Origin of the sequence: Shinella pollutisoli (assembly GCF_024609765.1) — a bacterium.
Taxonomy (GTDB): domain Bacteria; phylum Pseudomonadota; class Alphaproteobacteria; order Rhizobiales; family Rhizobiaceae; genus Shinella; species Shinella pollutisoli.
This window is the reverse complement of record NZ_JANFDG010000002.1, coordinates 173437-189396: the sequence shown is the minus strand read 5'-3', so window position 1 is coordinate 189396 and position 15960 is coordinate 173437. Positions and strand designations below refer to the sequence as shown.

Below are 15960 nucleotides of genomic sequence, written 5' to 3'. Positions count from 1 at the left end.
AAGAACAGCGAAAACGCTCTAGCCTCCGGACGGAGTGGACGGGTTGAAGACGACGAAGGCAGAGGCAGGACGCATCGAGGTGCCGGCGCACGGCTATGCGCCGCTGCCGGGCGTCGCCGACGAGATGATCGACGCGGACGGCGCCGTGCGCCCCGTCTGGCGCCATTTCCTCGCCGCGCTCGGCCGCATGGACCAGACGGAGCTCGCCGGCCGTTTCGCCCGCGCCGACCGCTACCTGCGCGACGCCGGCGTCTTCTACCGCTCCTACGGCAAGGAGGCGGACGTCGACCGCGCCTGGCCGCTTTCCCATATCCCGGTCCTCATCGACGAGGCGGAATGGACCGGGGTCAGCCGCGGCCTCGTCCAGCGCGCCGAGCTGCTGGAAGCCGTCGTCGCCGACATCTACGGTCGCAACGAGCTGGTGGCGAACGGCCTGCTGCCGCCCGCGCTCGTCGGCGAGAACGCCGAGTTCCTGCGCCCGCTGGTCGGCGTTAAGCCCGCCGGCGGCCATTTCCTGCACTTCGTCTCCTTCGAGATCGGCCGCGGGCCGGACGGCAACTGGTGGGTGCTCTCCGACCGCACGCAGGCCCCGTCCGGCGCCGGCTTCGCGCTGGAGAACCGCGTCGCCACCGCCCGCGCCTTCTCCGACGTCTATGCCGAGACCCACGCCCACCGGCTCGCCGGCTTCTTCGGCGCCTTCCGCGACACGCTGCAGGCAAGCCGCCAGTCGCCGGAGGAGCGCATCGCCGTGCTGACGCCGGGGCTCGCCAACGAGACCTATTTCGAGCACGCCTATATCGCCCGCTATCTCGGCTTCATGCTGCTGGAGGGCGAGGACCTGACGGTGGTCGGCGGCAAGGTGATGGTGCGCACCGTCGCCGGCCTGAAACCCATCGGCGTGCTCTGGCGCCGGCTCGACGCCTCCTTCGCCGACCCGCTGGAACTGGACCAGAACTCCCATATCGGCACGCCGGGCCTCGTCGAGGCGTTGCGCGCGGGCTCCGTCAGCATCGTCAACGCGCTCGGCGCCGGCATCGTCGAGACCCGCGCCATGCTCGCCTTCCTGCCGAACATCTGTCGCCAGGTGCTCGGCGAGGAACAGATCATGCCGTCCGTCGCCACCTGGTGGTGCGGGCAGGAGACGGAGCGCGCCCATGTCGCCGCCCATATCGGCCGCATGGTGATCGGCCCGGCCTATTCCACCCGCCCCTTCTTCGACGACGAGGGCCGCTCGGTGCTGGGCTCGACGCTGCGCGAGACCGCACGCGATTCCATCATGGAATGGCTCGCGAGCGACGGCGCGCACCTCGTCGGCCAAGAGGCGGTGACGCTCTCCACCACGCCCGCCTGGGTCGGCGGCAGGCTCGTGCCGCGGCCGATGAGCCTGCGCGTCTTCGCCGCCCGCACCCGCGACGGCTGGCAGATCATGCCGGGCGGCTTCGCCCGCATCGGCGCCGGCGACGACGTGGCGGCGATCGCCATGCAGCGGGGCGGCTCGGCCGCCGACGTCTGGATCGTCAGTCCCCGGCCGGTCGAACGCTCGACGCTGCTGCCGGCCGACAGGAACTTCACCCGCACCATGCCGGGCAGCCTGCCGAGCCGGGCGGCCGACAACCTGTTCTGGCTCGGCCGCTACATCGAGCGGGCGGAGGGGGCGCTGCGCATCCTGCGCGCCTGGCACGGCCGCTACGCCGAATATGCCGATCCCGGGCAGCCGCTCCTCAAGGACGTCACACGCTACCTCGACGCCCTCGACATCGACACGGCCGAACCCGTGCCGACCAGCCTCATCCGCAACATCGACAGCGCCGTCTTCTCGGCGAGCGCCATCCGCGACCGCTTCTCGCCGGACGGCTGGCTGGCGCTCAACGACCTGTCGAAGACCGCCCGCCGCTTCCACACCAGCATCGAGCCCGGCGACGACGCCACACGGGCCATGACGGTGCTCTTGCGCAAGCTCGCCGGCTTCGCCGGCCTCGTGCACGAGAACATGTACCGCTTCACCGGCTGGCGCTTCCTGTCGATCGGCCGCTACCTGGAGCGCGGCCTGCACATGACGCGGCTCCTGGGCCACCTGTCCGGCGAGGACGCGCCCGACGGCGCGCTCGACATGCTGCTGGAAATCGGCGACAGCGTCATGACCCACAGGCGACGCTACGCGGTGGCGACGGCGCGGCTCACCGTCACCGACCTGCTTGCGCTCGATCCGCTCAACCCGCGCTCTGTCCTCTACCAGCTGAACGAGATCAAGAACGAGGTCGAGCAGCTTCCGAACGCCTTCGTCAACGGCCAGATGTCGCCCTTCTACCGCGAGGCGATGCGGCTCCATGCCGGGCTCGCCGTGATGACGCCGGAAGGGATGAGCGACAGGATCTACGGCCGTTTCGAGACCGAGCTGGAACGGCTTTCCGATATCCTCGGCCAGACCTATCTCGGCTGAGCGGAGGCAACCGGCATATGCTCTACGACGTGAACCTCACCATCGGCTACCGCTACGACACGCCCGTTTCCGGCGGCCGCCACATGGTGCGCGTGCTGCCGCTCTCCATCCCCGGCCGCCAGCGTCTCGTCGCCGGCGCGCTGTCCGTCGATCCGGCGCCCGGCGAGCGCGCCGACCGGACGGACTTCTTCGACAACCCGATGAGCTCGATCCTCTTCCGCAGCCCGCACGACCGGCTCGACATCCGTATGCAGGCCCGCGTCCATGTCGAGACGCCGGAGCCGGCCGCCGACTTCTCGCCCCCGGTCTCCGGCCTCGCCGAGGATATCGCCGGCTACTGGTCGCTCGACGCCGGCGCGCCGCACCACTACACGGGCGCGAGCCCCCGCCTGCCCGCCTGCCCGGAGATTTCCGACTACGCCCGCGCGATCGTCACGCCCGACATGACGATCCGCGCCGCGGCGACGGCGATCTGCGCGCGCATCCATGCCGACTTCACCTACGATACCAAGGCGACGAGCGTCGACACCACGCCGCGCGAGGCCTTCCGCCTGAAGCGCGGCGTCTGCCAGGATTTCAGCCATGTCATGATCGTGGCGCTGCGCAGCCTCGGCATCCCGGCCGGCTATGTCAGCGGCTTCCTGCGCACGATCCCGCCGCCCGGCAAGGAGCGGCTCGAAGGCGCGGACGCCATGCATGCCTGGGTGCGCTTCTGGTGCGGGCGCGTCAACGGCTGGATGGAGCTCGACCCGACCAACGACATGCCCTCCGGCTCCGACCACATCGTCGTCGCCCATGGCCGCGACTATGCGGACGTCGCGCCCGTCATCGGCGTGCTGAAGGGCTACGGCCAGCACAAGACCACCCAGGCCGTCGACGTCATCCCCGTGCGCCAGACGGCCTGAGCGGAGAAAAATCCCGTTTGTAAACAACGACAAGCGCCGGATTTGCGGGACGCGCGCAATTTTACGAAAACTATACCACGCAGCCGAACCGTTAAATAACACTTCGCTGGTAGCTTTCGCCCACGTGACGACAATGGCGGAAGATTCCTCATGACGAAGAATGCGCAAAAACGGACATTGGGTTCCCGTTTCCTGAGCGACCGCTTCGGGAACTTCTCGATGATGACCGCCATCATCTTCCCGATCATGCTCGCGGCAGGCGGGGTGGCGATGGATCTGACCAACATGGTCATGACCAAGGCGGCCCTTCAGGACGCGACGGATTCGGCGGCGCTCGCGGCCGCCTCCGCCCTCGCCAACGACGGCATGACGGCGACGGAGGCGAGGCTGGTCGCGCTTCGCTTCCTCAAGACGCAGGTGCATGGCGGCAACACGGTCGACAGCAGCTCCAAGGACGAGAACGACATTGAATCCGAGACCCTCATCGACATCACCGAGAAGGCGCTGGTCGGCACCGGCAAGTCGTTCAAGGTCGAGGTGTCGATGAACCACACGCTCGAGTTCAACGCCTTCACCCGGCTGCTCGGCCAGACCTCGGCGACCCTGACCTCGAAGAGCACGGCCGAAAGCGCCACGGAATCGAAGAACGCGCTGTCGATGTTCCTCGTGCTCGACAAGTCGGGCTCGATGGCCTGGATCACCAACGAGAAGGACACGTCGGTCTCCTCCTGCATCAACTGGACGGAGAAGAACTGGGGCAAGAAGGTCTCGCCGTCGAGCCCCTGCTACATCCCGAAGATGGCCGCGCTGAAGCTCGCGGTCGCAAGCCTCTTCACCCAGCTCACGGTGGCGGACCCGACGAAGACCTACGTCCGCACCGCCGCCGTCTCCTATGACCTCTACTCCTACACGCCGACCACGCTCGACTGGGGCGTGTCCACCGCCCTCACCTACGTGAACAACCTCGTCGCCGACGGCGGCACGGCCTCGACGGGGGCGATGAAGACGGCCTACGAGAAGCTCAAGGAAGCCTCCGAGAACACCGCCCACAAGAACAAGAACGGCCAGGTCCCGACGAAATACATCGTCTTCATGACCGACGGCGACAACAACAACAAGTCGGACGACACCAAGACCAAGACCATCTGCGACAATGCCCGCAACGACAAGATCGAGGTCTACACCGTCGCCTTCATGGCGCCGGACCGCGGCCAGGAGCTTCTGAAATACTGCGCGACGAGCGCCAGCCACTATTTCGAGGCGGAGGATATGGCCGCCCTCGTCAAGGCCTTCAAGGCGATCGGCGAGCGCACTTCCGCCGTGGTGTCCCGCCTGACGAAGTGACCGCAGACCGGCCGTTCCGCCCGCTCGAGGCCCGCCACGCAGCCCGCGTCGGCGGGCCTTTCCGTCGTCGCCGCGGCTCTTCCCGCCATGCGTCCGGCGCACACAGGCTTTCTTGAAAAGGCATATTGCAAGCGCTTCGGATAGATGCATTAATTGATTTAAAGTCGATTTTCGCGTCGGCGATCGAAGAGAAAATAAGGGGCGAAGCGAGCCGATGATGAACCGGGTATCCACAAACGACCTCGCCCCCGCCCCCCGGTCGTCGGATCGCGAACAGCTTGCGACGGAAATCCTCGAACGCCTGAAATACCGCATCGGCAAGGACCCCAACGTCGCCAAGCCGCACGACTGGCTGACGGCCGCCATCCTCGTCGCGCGCGACCGCATCACCGACAAGTGGATGGACTCCACCCGGCGCACCTATGCGACGGGCGCAAAGCGCGTCTACTATCTCTCGCTGGAATTTCTGATCGGCCGGCTGATGCGCGACGCCATGACCAATATCGGCATCATGGACGAGATGCGCCACGCGCTCGCCTCGCTCGGCGTCGACATCGACGTCATCGCCGAGATCGAGCCGGACGCGGCCCTCGGCAACGGCGGCCTCGGCCGGCTCGCCGCCTGTTTCATCGAGAGCATGGCGACCGTCGACGTGCCGGCCTACGGCTACGGCATCCGCTACGTCCACGGCCTGTTCCGCCAGCAGATGGCGGACGGCTGGCAGGTCGAGCTGCCGGAGACCTGGCTCGCCCACGGCAACCCCTGGGAATTCGAGCGCCGCGAGAGCTCCTACGAGATCGGCTTCGGCGGCTCGGTCGAGACGATCGCCATCGGCGAGGACAAGCAGCGCTTCGTCTGGAAGCCGGCCGAGCGCGTCATCGCCACCGCCTACGACACGCCGGCCGTCGGCTGGCGCGCCAAGCGCGTCAACACGCTGCGGCTGTGGGCGGCGAACCCGATCGACCCGATCCTGCTCGAAGCCTTCAACGCCGGCGACCACATCGGCGCGCTGCGCGAGAGCAACAAGGCCGAGAGCCTGACGCGCGTGCTCTATCCGGCCGACGCGACCCCCGCCGGCCAGGAGCTGCGTCTCAGGCAGGAGTTCTTCTTCTCCTCCGCATCGCTCCAGGACATCCTGCGCCGCCACCTGCAGCAATATCCGGATTTCACCTCGCTGCCGGACGCCGTCGCCATCCAGCTCAACGACACGCATCCGGCCGTCTCCGTCGCCGAGCTGGTGCGCCTCCTCACCGACGTGCACGGGCTCGACTTCGACGCCGCCTGGGACATTTCCCGCCGCACCTTCTCCTACACCAACCACACGCTGCTGCCGGAGGCGCTGGAGAGCTGGCCGGTGCCGCTGTTCGAGCGCCTGCTGCCGCGCCACATGCAGATCGTCTACGCCGTCAACGCCAAGATCCTCATCGAGGCGCGCAAGGAGAAGGGCTTCGAGGACCAGGGCATCCGCAACATCTCGCTGATCGAGGAATCGGGCGAGCGCCGCGTGCGCATGGGCAACCTCGCCTTCGTCGGCTCGCATTCGATCAACGGCGTGTCGGCGCTGCATACGGAACTGATGAAGGAGACGGTCTTCGCCGACCTGCACAAGCTCTATCCGGATCGCATCAACAACAAGACCAACGGCATCACCCCGCGCCGCTGGCTAATGCAGTGCAATCCCGGCCTGTTCAGCCTGATCCGCGAGGCGATCGGCGATGCCTTCATGGACGACCTGGAGGCGCTGAAGGCGCTCGACGGCTTCGCCGAGAACCGCGAGTTCCAAGCCCGCTTCGCCGCGATCAAGCGGGAGAACAAGAACCGGCTCGCCAATCTCGTCGGCAGCCGCATGGGCGTGCGCATCGACCCGGCCGCCATGTTCGACATCCAGATCAAGCGCATCCACGAATACAAGCGCCAGTTGCTCAACATCATCGAGGCCGTGGCGCTCTACGACCAGATCCGCTCGCATCCCGAGTTGGACTGGGTCCCGCGTGTGAAGCTGTTCGCCGGCAAGGCGGCGCCGAGCTACCACAACGCCAAGCTGATCATCAAGCTCGCCAACGACGTGGCGAAGGTGATCAACAACGATCCCTCCGTGCGCGGCCTGCTCAAGGTGGTCTTCGTGCCGAACTACAACGTCTCGCTCGCCGAGATCATGGTGCCGGCCGCCGACCTCTCCGAGCAGATCTCCACCGCCGGCATGGAGGCGTCGGGCACCGGCAACATGAAGTTCGCGCTGAACGGCGCGCTGACGATCGGCACGCTCGACGGCGCCAATGTCGAGATGCGCGACCATGTCGGCGAGGACAACATCGTCATCTTCGGCATGACGGCCGAGGAGGTCGCCAAGGTCCGTGCCGACGGCCACAATCCCCGCGCCGTCATCGAGGGTTCGCGCGAGCTGTCGCAGGCGCTGTCGGCCATCTCCTCCGGCGTCTTCTCGCCCGACGACCCGCACCGCTTCGCCGGCCTCGTCGACGGCATCTACAACCATGACTGGTTCATGGTCGCCGCCGACTTCGACGCCTATGCGAAGGCGCAGCGCGAGGTGGACGCCATCTGGGCCGACAAGGCCTCCTGGTACGCCAAGACCATCCGCAACACCGCGCGCATGGGCTGGTTCTCCTCCGACCGCACCATCCGCCAATACGCCAAGGAAATCTGGAGAGTGTGATGACCGCATCGCCGACGAAAGGCCCGACGGAAACGCCGTCCGAGCTTCTGGCGAGAGCGGACATAGACGCAATTCTGGGAAGCCGGCATCCCGATCCCTTCTCCGTCCTCGGCCTGCACGCGGCGGGCGACAGGTTCGTCGCGCGCTGCTTCCTGCCCGGCGCCGAGGAGGTCGTCGCCGAGACGCTCGCCGGCAAGGAGATCGGCACGCTGACCCGGCTCGATCCGGCCGGCGTCTTCGCAGGCATCGTCTCGGTGAAGAAGCGCCAGCCGATCCTCTACCGCGCCCGCAACCGCGGCGGCGAGTGGACCGCGATCGACCCCTACAGCTTCGGCCCCGTGCTCGGGCCGATGGACGACTACTACATCCGCGAGGGCTCGCACCTGCGCCTGTTCGACAAGATGGGCGCCCATCCGATGACGCTGGAAGGCGTCGAGGGCTTCCACTTCGCCGTCTGGGCGCCGAACGCCCGGCGCGTCTCGGTCGTCGGCAATTTCAACGACTGGGACGGCCGGCGCCATCCGATGCGGCTGCGCCGGGACACCGGCATCTGGGAGATCTTCCTGCCCGGCATCACCGAGGGGCATGCCTACAAGTACGAGATCGTCGGCATCCACGGCGAGGTGCTGCCGCTCAAGGCCGACCCCTTCGCCCGCCGCTCGGAGCTGCGCCCCGCCAACGCCTCGATGACGACCGGCGAGATCGCGCAGGAATGGGAAGACGAGGCGCATCTCGCCCATTGGGCCAAGGCGGACGCCCGCCGCCAGCCGATCTCGATCTACGAGGTCCATGCCGCCTCCTGGCAGCGTCACGACGACGGCGGCATGCTCACCTGGGACGAGCTCGCCGACCGGCTGATCCCCTATTGCGTCGACATGGGCTTCACCCACATCGAGTTCCTGCCGATTTCGGAATATCCCTTCGACCCGTCCTGGGGCTACCAGACGACCGGCCTCTATGCGCCGACCGCCCGCTTCGGCGAGCCGGAGGGCTTCGCCCGCTTCGTCAACGGCTGCCACAAGGTCGGTCTCGGCGTCATCCTCGACTGGGTGCCGGCGCATTTCCCGACCGACGCACATGGGCTTCGCGAATTCGACGGCACCGCGCTCTACGAGCACGAGGACCCGCGCAAGGGTTTCCACCCCGACTGGAACACGGCGATCTATAATTTCGGCCGGCAGGAGGTGCTCGCCTACCTCATCAACAACGCGCTCTACTGGGCGGAGAAGTTCCACCTCGACGGCCTGCGCGTCGATGCGGTGGCCTCGATGCTCTATCTCGACTATTCGCGCAAGCACGGCGAATGGGTGCCGAACGAATACGGCGGCAACGAGAACCTGGAGGCCGTCCGCTTCCTGCAGTCGATGAACGCCCATGTCTATGCCGCTCATCCCGGCATCCTGACGATCGCCGAGGAATCGACCTCCTGGCCGAAGGTCTCGCATCCGGTGCATGCCGGCGGGCTCGGCTTCGGCTTCAAGTGGAACATGGGCTTCATGCACGACACGCTGCAGTATCTCTCGCGCGAGCCGGTGCACCGCAAGTTCCACCACAACGACATGACCTTCGGCCTGCTCTACGCCTTCACGGAGAATTTCGTGCTGCCGCTCTCCCATGACGAGGTAGTGCACGGCAAGGGTTCGCTGATCGCCAAGATGACCGGCGACGACTGGCAGAAGTTCGCCAATCTCAGGGCCTATTACGGCTTCATGTGGGGCTATCCCGGCAAGAAGCTCCTGTTCATGGGCCAGGAATTCGCGCAGTGGCAGGAATGGAGCGAGGCGCGCGCGCTCGACTGGAACCTCCTCGAATATCCGGCGCATGCCGGCATGCGCCGCCTCGTGCGCGATCTCAACGGCACCTACCGCGCCAAGCCGGCGCTGCATGCCCGTGATTGCGAGGGCGAGGGCTTCGAGTGGCTGATCGCCGACGACCGCGACAATTCCGTCTTCGCGTGGCTCCGCAAGGCGCCGGGCGAGAAGCCGGTCGCCGTCGTCACCAACTTCACGCCCGTCTATCGGGAGAACTACGCGATTCCGCTGCCGGTGGAGGGCCGCTGGCGGGAGATCCTCAACACCGACGCCGAGATCTACGGCGGCAGCGGCAAGGGGAACGGGGGCGCCGTTGAGGCCGTCAAGCACGGGAACGAGAGGATCCTGGCCGCCATCACCCTGCCGCCGCTGGCGACGGTGATGTTCGAGCTGGACACATGATCAGACTGTCGGGAGGACACCTATGGAGCAGAAGCGGAATCAACCCCTCGCCCGTGACGCGATGGCCTATGTTCTTGCGGGCGGGCGAGGAAGCCGCCTGAAGGAACTCACCGACCGGCGCGCCAAGCCGGCCGTCTATTTCGGCGGCAAGGCGCGCATCATCGACTTCGCGCTGTCGAATGCGCTGAATTCCGGCATCCGCCGCATCGGCGTCGCCACCCAGTACAAGGCGCACTCGCTGATCCGCCACCTGCAGCGCGGCTGGAACTTCTTCCGCCCGGAACGCAACGAGAGCTTCGACATCCTGCCGGCGAGCCAGCGCGTCTCCGAGACGCAGTGGTACGAGGGCACCGCCGACGCCGTCTACCAGAACATCGACATCATCGAGGACTACGGCGTCGAATACATGGTCATCCTCGCCGGCGACCACATCTATAAAATGGACTACGAGCTGATGCTCCAACAGCACGTCGATTCCGGCGCTGAGGTGACGATCGGCTGCCTGGAAGTGCCGCGCATGGAGGCGACCGGCTTCGGCGTCATGCATGTCGACGAGAAGGACCAGATCATCGACTTCGTCGAGAAGCCCGCCGACCCGCCGGGCATTCCCGGCAATCCCGACTTCGCGCTCGCCTCCATGGGCATCTACGTGTTCCACACGAAGTTCCTGATGGAGATGCTGCGCCGCGACGCCGAGGACCCGAATTCGAGCCGCGACTTCGGCAAGGACATCATCCCCTACATCGTCAAGAACGGGAAGGCGGTCGCCCACCGCTTCACCGCCTCCTGCGTGCGCTCCGACTTCGAGCGCGAGGCCTACTGGCGCGACGTCGGCACCGTCGACGCCTACTGGCAGGCGAACATCGACCTCACCGACATCACCCCCGAGCTCGACATCTACGACAGTTCCTGGCCGATCTGGACCTTCGCCGAGATCAAGCCGCCGGCGAAGTTCGTCCATGACGACGAGAACCGCCGCGGCTCGGCGATCTCCTCGCTCGTCTCGGGCGACTGCATCATCTCCGGCTCGACGCTGCACCGCAGCCTGCTCTTCACCGGCGTGCGCGCGAATTCCTATGCGCGGCTCGAAGGCGCGGTCGTGCTGCCGGACGTGCTGATCGGCCGGCGCGCGCAGCTGAGGAACGTCGTCATCGACCGCGGCGTGGTCATTCCGGAAGGTCTTGTCGTCGGCGAGGACCCGGAGCTCGACGCCAAGCGCTTCCGCCGCTCCGGCAACGGCATCTGCCTCATCACCCAGGCCATGATCGACAAGCTGGAGCTTTGAGGCCCGCGATGAACATCCTTTCGGTGGCATCCGAAGTCTTCCCGCTGATCAAGACCGGGGGACTGGCCGACGTGGCGGGCGCGCTTCCCCTGGCGCTCGCCGGCCACGGCACGCGCATGCGCACGCTCGTGCCGGGCTATCCGGCGGTGATGGCCAAGCTCGCCGACGTCACGGTCGCAGCCACGTTCGACGACCTGCTCGGCGAGCCGGCGCGGGTGCTTTCCGCCACCCATGCCGGGCTCGACATCCTCGTGCTCGACGCGCCGGGCTTCTTCGACCGGCCGGGCGGCCCCTACGTCGACGCCGTCGGCAAGGATTTCACCGACAACTGGCGGCGCTTCGCCGCGCTCTCGCTCGCGGGCGCCGAGATCGCCCGCGGGCTCATTGCCGACTGGACGCCGGACATCGTCCACGCCCACGACTGGCAGGCGGCGATGACCGCCGTCTACATGCGCTATACCGGCCTCCAGCATATCCCGACCGTCGTCACCGTTCACAACCTCGCTTTCCAGGGTCAGTTCGGCGCCGACATCTTCGCGGAGCTGCGCCTGCCCGCGGAGGCCTACAGCGTCGACGGGCTCGAATATTACGGCGACGTCGGCTTCCTCAAGGGGGGGCTGCGCACCGCCTGGGCCGTCACCACGGTAAGCCCCACCTACGCCGCCGAGATCATGACGCCGCAATATGGCATGGGCCTCGACGGTCTCGTCAACGCCCGCGCCGGCGATCTCACCGGCATCGTCAACGGCATCGACACCGATGTCTGGAACCCCGGCACCGACCGTCTCATCGCCAAGACCTTCACGGCCACGACCCTCAAGCAGCGCGCTGCAAACCGCAAGGCCCTCGCCGACCGCTTCGGCCTCGATCACGACGACGGCCCGATCTTCTGCGTCATCAGCCGCCTCACCTGGCAGAAGGGCATCGACCTCATCGCCGAGGTCGCCGACTGGATCGTCGAGGAGGGCGGCAAGCTCGCCGTGCTCGGCTCGGGCGACGAGGGGCTGGAAGGGGCGCTGCTTTCCGCCGCCGCCCGCCATCGCGGCCGGATGGGCATCGTCATCGGCTATGACGAACCGCTGTCGCATCTCATGCAGGCAGGCAGCGACGCGATCCTCATCCCCTCCCGCTTCGAGCCCTGCGGGCTGACCCAGCTCTACGGGCTGCGCTACGGCTGCGTGCCGATCGTCGCGCGCACCGGCGGCCTTGCCGACACCGTCATCGACGCCAACGAGGCCGCCCTTTCCGCGGGCGTCGCCACCGGCTTCCAGTTCACGCCGATCGACGCCGCCGGCCTGCGCCAGGCGATCCGCCGCGCGCTTGCCGCCTGGCACCGGCCGGGAACCTGGACGCGCCTGCAGAGTCAGGGCATGAAATCCGACGTCTCGTGGGAAAAGAGCGCGAAGCTCTACGCCGATCTCTATTCCAGCCTTCTTTCGAAAGCCTGAGCCATGACCATCAAGACCGTTCCGACCAAGCCCTATGGCGACCAGAAGCCCGGCACCTCGGGCCTGCGCAAGAAGGTCCCCGTCTTCCAGCAGCAGAATTATGCCGAGAACTTCATCCAGTCGATCTTCGACTCGCTCGAAGGGTTCCGGGGCGAGACGCTGGTGATCGGCGGCGACGGCCGCTTCTACAACCGCGAGGTCATCCAGCTCGCCATCAAGATGGCGGCGGCCAACGGCTTCGGCCGCGTGCTGGTCGGGCGCGGCGGCATCCTCTCGACGCCCGCCGCCTCCAACGTCATCCGCAAGAACAAGGCCTTCGGCGGCATCGTGCTCTCCGCCAGCCACAATCCCGGCGGCCCGACCGAGGACTTCGGCATCAAGTACAACATCGGCAACGGCGGCCCGGCGCCGGAGAAGATCACCGACGCGATCTTCGCCCGCACGAAATCCATCGACAGCTACAGGATCGCCGACGTGCCGGACGTCAACCTCGACGTGGAGGGCAGCCAGGAGATCGAGGGCATGACGGTGACGGTCATCGATCCCGTCGCCGACTATGCCGAGCTGATGGAGAGCCTGTTCGATTTCCCCGCGATCCGCGAGCTGCTCGCCTCCGGCTTCCAGGTCGTCTTCGATGCCATGAGCGCCGTCACCGGCCCCTATGCCAAGGAGATCCTCGAAAACCGGCTGGGCGCCGCCAAGGGTTCCGTGCTGAACTTCGTGCCCCTGCCGGATTTCGGCGGCCACCACCCCGACCCGAACCTCGTGCACGCCCGCGCGCTCTACGAGACGATGATGGCGGACGACGCGCCGGACTTCGGCGCAGCCTCGGACGGCGACGGCGACCGCAACCTGATCATCGGCAAGGGCATCTTCGTCACCCCCTCCGACAGCCTCGCGCTGCTCGCCGCCAACGCCCATCTCGCCCCCGGCTACGCCGAGGGGCTTGCCGGCATCGCCCGTTCCATGCCGACGAGCGGGGCGGCCGACCGCGTTGCCGAAAAGCTCGGCATCGGCCTCTACGAGACGCCGACCGGCTGGAAGTTCTTCGGAAACCTCTTGGACGAGGGGCTGGCGACAATCTGCGGCGAGGAGAGCGCCGGCACCGGCTCCAACCACGTGCGCGAGAAGGACGGGCTCTGGGCCGTGCTGCTCTGGCTCAACATTCTCGCCGTGCGCAGGGAGAGCGTCATCGACATCGTCCGCCAGCATTGGGCGACCTACGGGCGCAACTACTATTCGCGCCACGACTACGAGGAGGTCGAGACGGAAGCCGCCAACGGCCTGATGGCGAACCTGCGCGACCAGCTTTCCACGCTGCCCGGAAAGACCTTCGGCACGCTCACCGTCGAGACGGCGGACGACTTCGCCTATAACGACCCGGTCGACAAGTCGGTGAGCCGCAACCAGGGCATCCGCATCCTCTTCGAGGGCGGCTCGCGCGTGGTCTTCCGCCTGTCCGGCACGGGCACCTCGGGCGCGACGCTGCGCGTCTACATTGAGCGCTTCGAGCCCGACCCCGCCCGCCACGGCCTCGACACGCAGGAGGCGCTCGCCGACCTGATCGCCGTCGCCGACGAGATCGCCGGCATCCGAAGCCGCACGGGCCGCAATGCGCCGAGCGTGATCACCTGACCATGGCGATCTCCGCCCCCACCTTCGCGCCCGGTGCCACGCTCTCCGGCGACGGGGTGGAATTCGCCGTCTATTCGCAGCATGCCGCCCGCGTCGAGCTCTGCCTGTTCGACGGCGGCGACAGGGAACTGTGCCGTCTCGCCATGGGCCGGGACGAGAACGGCTTCCACCGCGTCTTCGTCGAGGGCGCGGCCGAAGGCACCCGCTACGGCTTCCGCGCCGACGGCCCCTTCGCGCCGGAGGACGGCCTCTGGTTCGATCCTGCAAAGCTTCTGGTCGACCCCTACGCGAAGGAGCTCGACCGCCCCTTTGTGCACGACGCCCGCCTCACCCTCTTCGGCAAGGACACCGCCGACCTCGTGCCGAAGGCCGTCGTCACCCGCGATGCGCCCGTCGCTATTGCCCCGCCCCTCTTCCGGCCGGGCGGCTTCGTCTACGAGATCGCCGTGCGCGCCTTCACCAAGCTCCACCCCGACGTGCCGGAGACGCAGCGCGGCACGGTCGCAGCACTTGCGCACCCCGCCGTGCTCGCCCATCTGAAGCGCCTCGGCGTCGATGCGGTCGAGCTGATGCCGGTCACCGCCTGGATCGACGAGCGCCACCTGCCGCCGCTCGGCCTTTCCAACAGCTGGGGCTACAATCCCGTCGTGCCGATGGCGCTCGACCCGCGCCTCGCGCCGGGCGGCATGGCCGAGCTCGCCGCGACGGTGGCCGCGCTCCACGCCGGGGGCATCGGCGTCATCCTCGACCTCGTCTTCAACCATTCCGGCGAGAGCGACCGGCACGGCACGACGCTCTCCTTCCGCGGCCTCGACAACCGCACCTATTACCGCCACCTCCCCGGCCGGCCGGGCGAACTCGTCAACGATACCGGCTGCGGCAACACCATCGCCTGCGAGCACCCGGTCGTGCGCCGCCTGATCCTCGACAGCCTGCGCCATTTCGTGCGGCACGCCGGCGTCGACGGCTTCCGTTTCGACCTCGCGACGATCCTCGGCCGCGAGGCGGACGGCTTCACCCCGGCCGCCGCGCTGTTCGCGGACATGCGCGCCGATCCGCTGCTCACCGACCGCGTGCTGATCGCCGAGCCCTGGGACGTCGGCCCCGGCGGCTACCAGCTCGGCAATTTCCCGGCCCCCTTCCTCGAATGGAACGACCGTTTCCGCGACGACATGCGGCTGTTCTGGCGCGGCGACGACGGCAGGCTCGGCGCCTTCGCCACCGCGCTTTCCGGCTCCTCCGACGTCTTCTCCCGCCACGGCGGAACGCGGACCCGCTCGGTGAATTTCCTCGCCGCCCATGACGGCTTCACGCTGATGGACCTCGTCTCGCATGCGGTGAAGCACAACGAGGCGAACGGCGAGGAGAACCGCGACGGCCACAACGACAACCATTCCTGGAACAACGGCGCCGAGGGCGGGACGGCCGACCCGGCCGTGCTCGCCGCGCGGCGTGCCGACGTCCGGGCGCTGCTTGCGAGCCTCTTCCTCTCGCGCGGCACGATCATGCTGACGGCCGGCGACGAGGGCGGGCGCAGCCAGCAGGGCAACAACAACGCCTATTGCCAGGACAACGCCATCACCTGGATCGACTGGTCGCGGATGGATGACGACCTCGTCGCGCACGCCGCCCGGCTCTCGGCGATCCGCAGGCGCTTTCCCGCCCTTGGCGAGACCCGCTTCTTCACCGGCGACGGCGACGTGGAATGGCTGACCTTCGTCGGCGAGCCCATGGCGCCCGCCGACTGGGAGGCGCCGCTCGCCGGCACGCTGCTGATGCTGATCCGCACGACGGATGCCGAACGCGGCGGCGAGACCCGCCTTGCCGTCGCGGTCAACCGCACCCATGCCGAGCAGGCGCTCGCCCTGCCGGACAGCGGCGCGGGCTGGACGAGCCTCCTCGTCGCCGACCGGCCGCTCGCCGGCATGATCGAGCCCCGGACAGTGGAGATTTTTGTCGAAAGACGCTGAATGTCATTGATCGCACAGGACCCCGGGCTAGAAACGGGGAAGGCTC

General features: G+C 67.5%; 9 protein-coding genes. All 9 read left to right on the top strand.

Annotated features, from left to right (window positions below):
- Positions 1–34 precede the first annotated feature (34 nt).
- The 9 genes from NNZ72_RS02405 to glgX all read left to right on the top strand — a co-directional run bounded on the left by NNZ72_RS02405 (position 35) and on the right by glgX (position 15914).
- The gene (locus tag NNZ72_RS02405) at positions 35–2440 is read left to right on the top strand and encodes a circularly permuted type 2 ATP-grasp protein (protein ID WP_371747674.1); all 2406 of its coding nucleotides are present in this window, start codon (positions 35–37) and stop codon (positions 2438–2440) included.
- A 17-nt stretch (positions 2441–2457) separates the two neighbouring features.
- On the top strand, positions 2458–3345 hold the full coding sequence (locus NNZ72_RS02400) for a transglutaminase family protein (RefSeq protein WP_257312122.1): 888 nt from the start codon (positions 2458–2460) through the stop codon (positions 3343–3345).
- Between the two features lie 150 nt (positions 3346–3495).
- Positions 3496–4689: a pilus assembly protein gene (locus NNZ72_RS02395; RefSeq protein ID WP_257312119.1), complete on the top strand. Its 1194-nt coding sequence runs from the start codon at positions 3496–3498 to the stop codon at positions 4687–4689.
- A 214-nt stretch (positions 4690–4903) separates the two neighbouring features.
- Entirely contained in the window at positions 4904–7363 is a 2460-nt protein-coding gene (locus tag NNZ72_RS02390) for a glycogen/starch/alpha-glucan phosphorylase (RefSeq protein WP_371747673.1), read from the top strand.
- On the top strand, positions 7363–9576 hold the full coding sequence (gene glgB, locus NNZ72_RS02385; protein WP_257312116.1) for a 1,4-alpha-glucan branching protein GlgB: 2214 nt from the start codon (positions 7363–7365) through the stop codon (positions 9574–9576). Before NNZ72_RS02390 ends, glgB begins: the two co-directional genes overlap by 1 nt.
- 22 nt (positions 9577–9598) lie before the next feature.
- Entirely contained in the window at positions 9599–10861 is a 1263-nt protein-coding gene (glgC, locus tag NNZ72_RS02380) for a glucose-1-phosphate adenylyltransferase (RefSeq protein WP_257312114.1), read from the top strand.
- An 8-nt stretch (positions 10862–10869) separates the two neighbouring features.
- Positions 10870–12309 (top strand): glycogen synthase GlgA, encoded by a 1440-nt coding sequence (gene glgA / locus NNZ72_RS02375; RefSeq protein ID WP_257312111.1) that lies wholly within the window; start codon positions 10870–10872, stop codon positions 12307–12309.
- A 3-nt stretch (positions 12310–12312) separates the two neighbouring features.
- Positions 12313–13944 (top strand): alpha-D-glucose phosphate-specific phosphoglucomutase, encoded by a 1632-nt coding sequence (locus NNZ72_RS02370; protein ID WP_257312108.1) that lies wholly within the window; start codon positions 12313–12315, stop codon positions 13942–13944.
- Positions 13945–13946: 2 nt separating this feature from the next.
- Positions 13947–15914 carry a glycogen debranching protein GlgX gene (gene glgX, locus NNZ72_RS02365; RefSeq protein WP_257312105.1) on the top strand — a complete coding sequence of 656 codons (1968 nt, stop codon included), beginning with the start codon at positions 13947–13949 and terminating at the stop codon, positions 15912–15914.
- Positions 15915–15960: the final 46 nt, after the last annotated feature.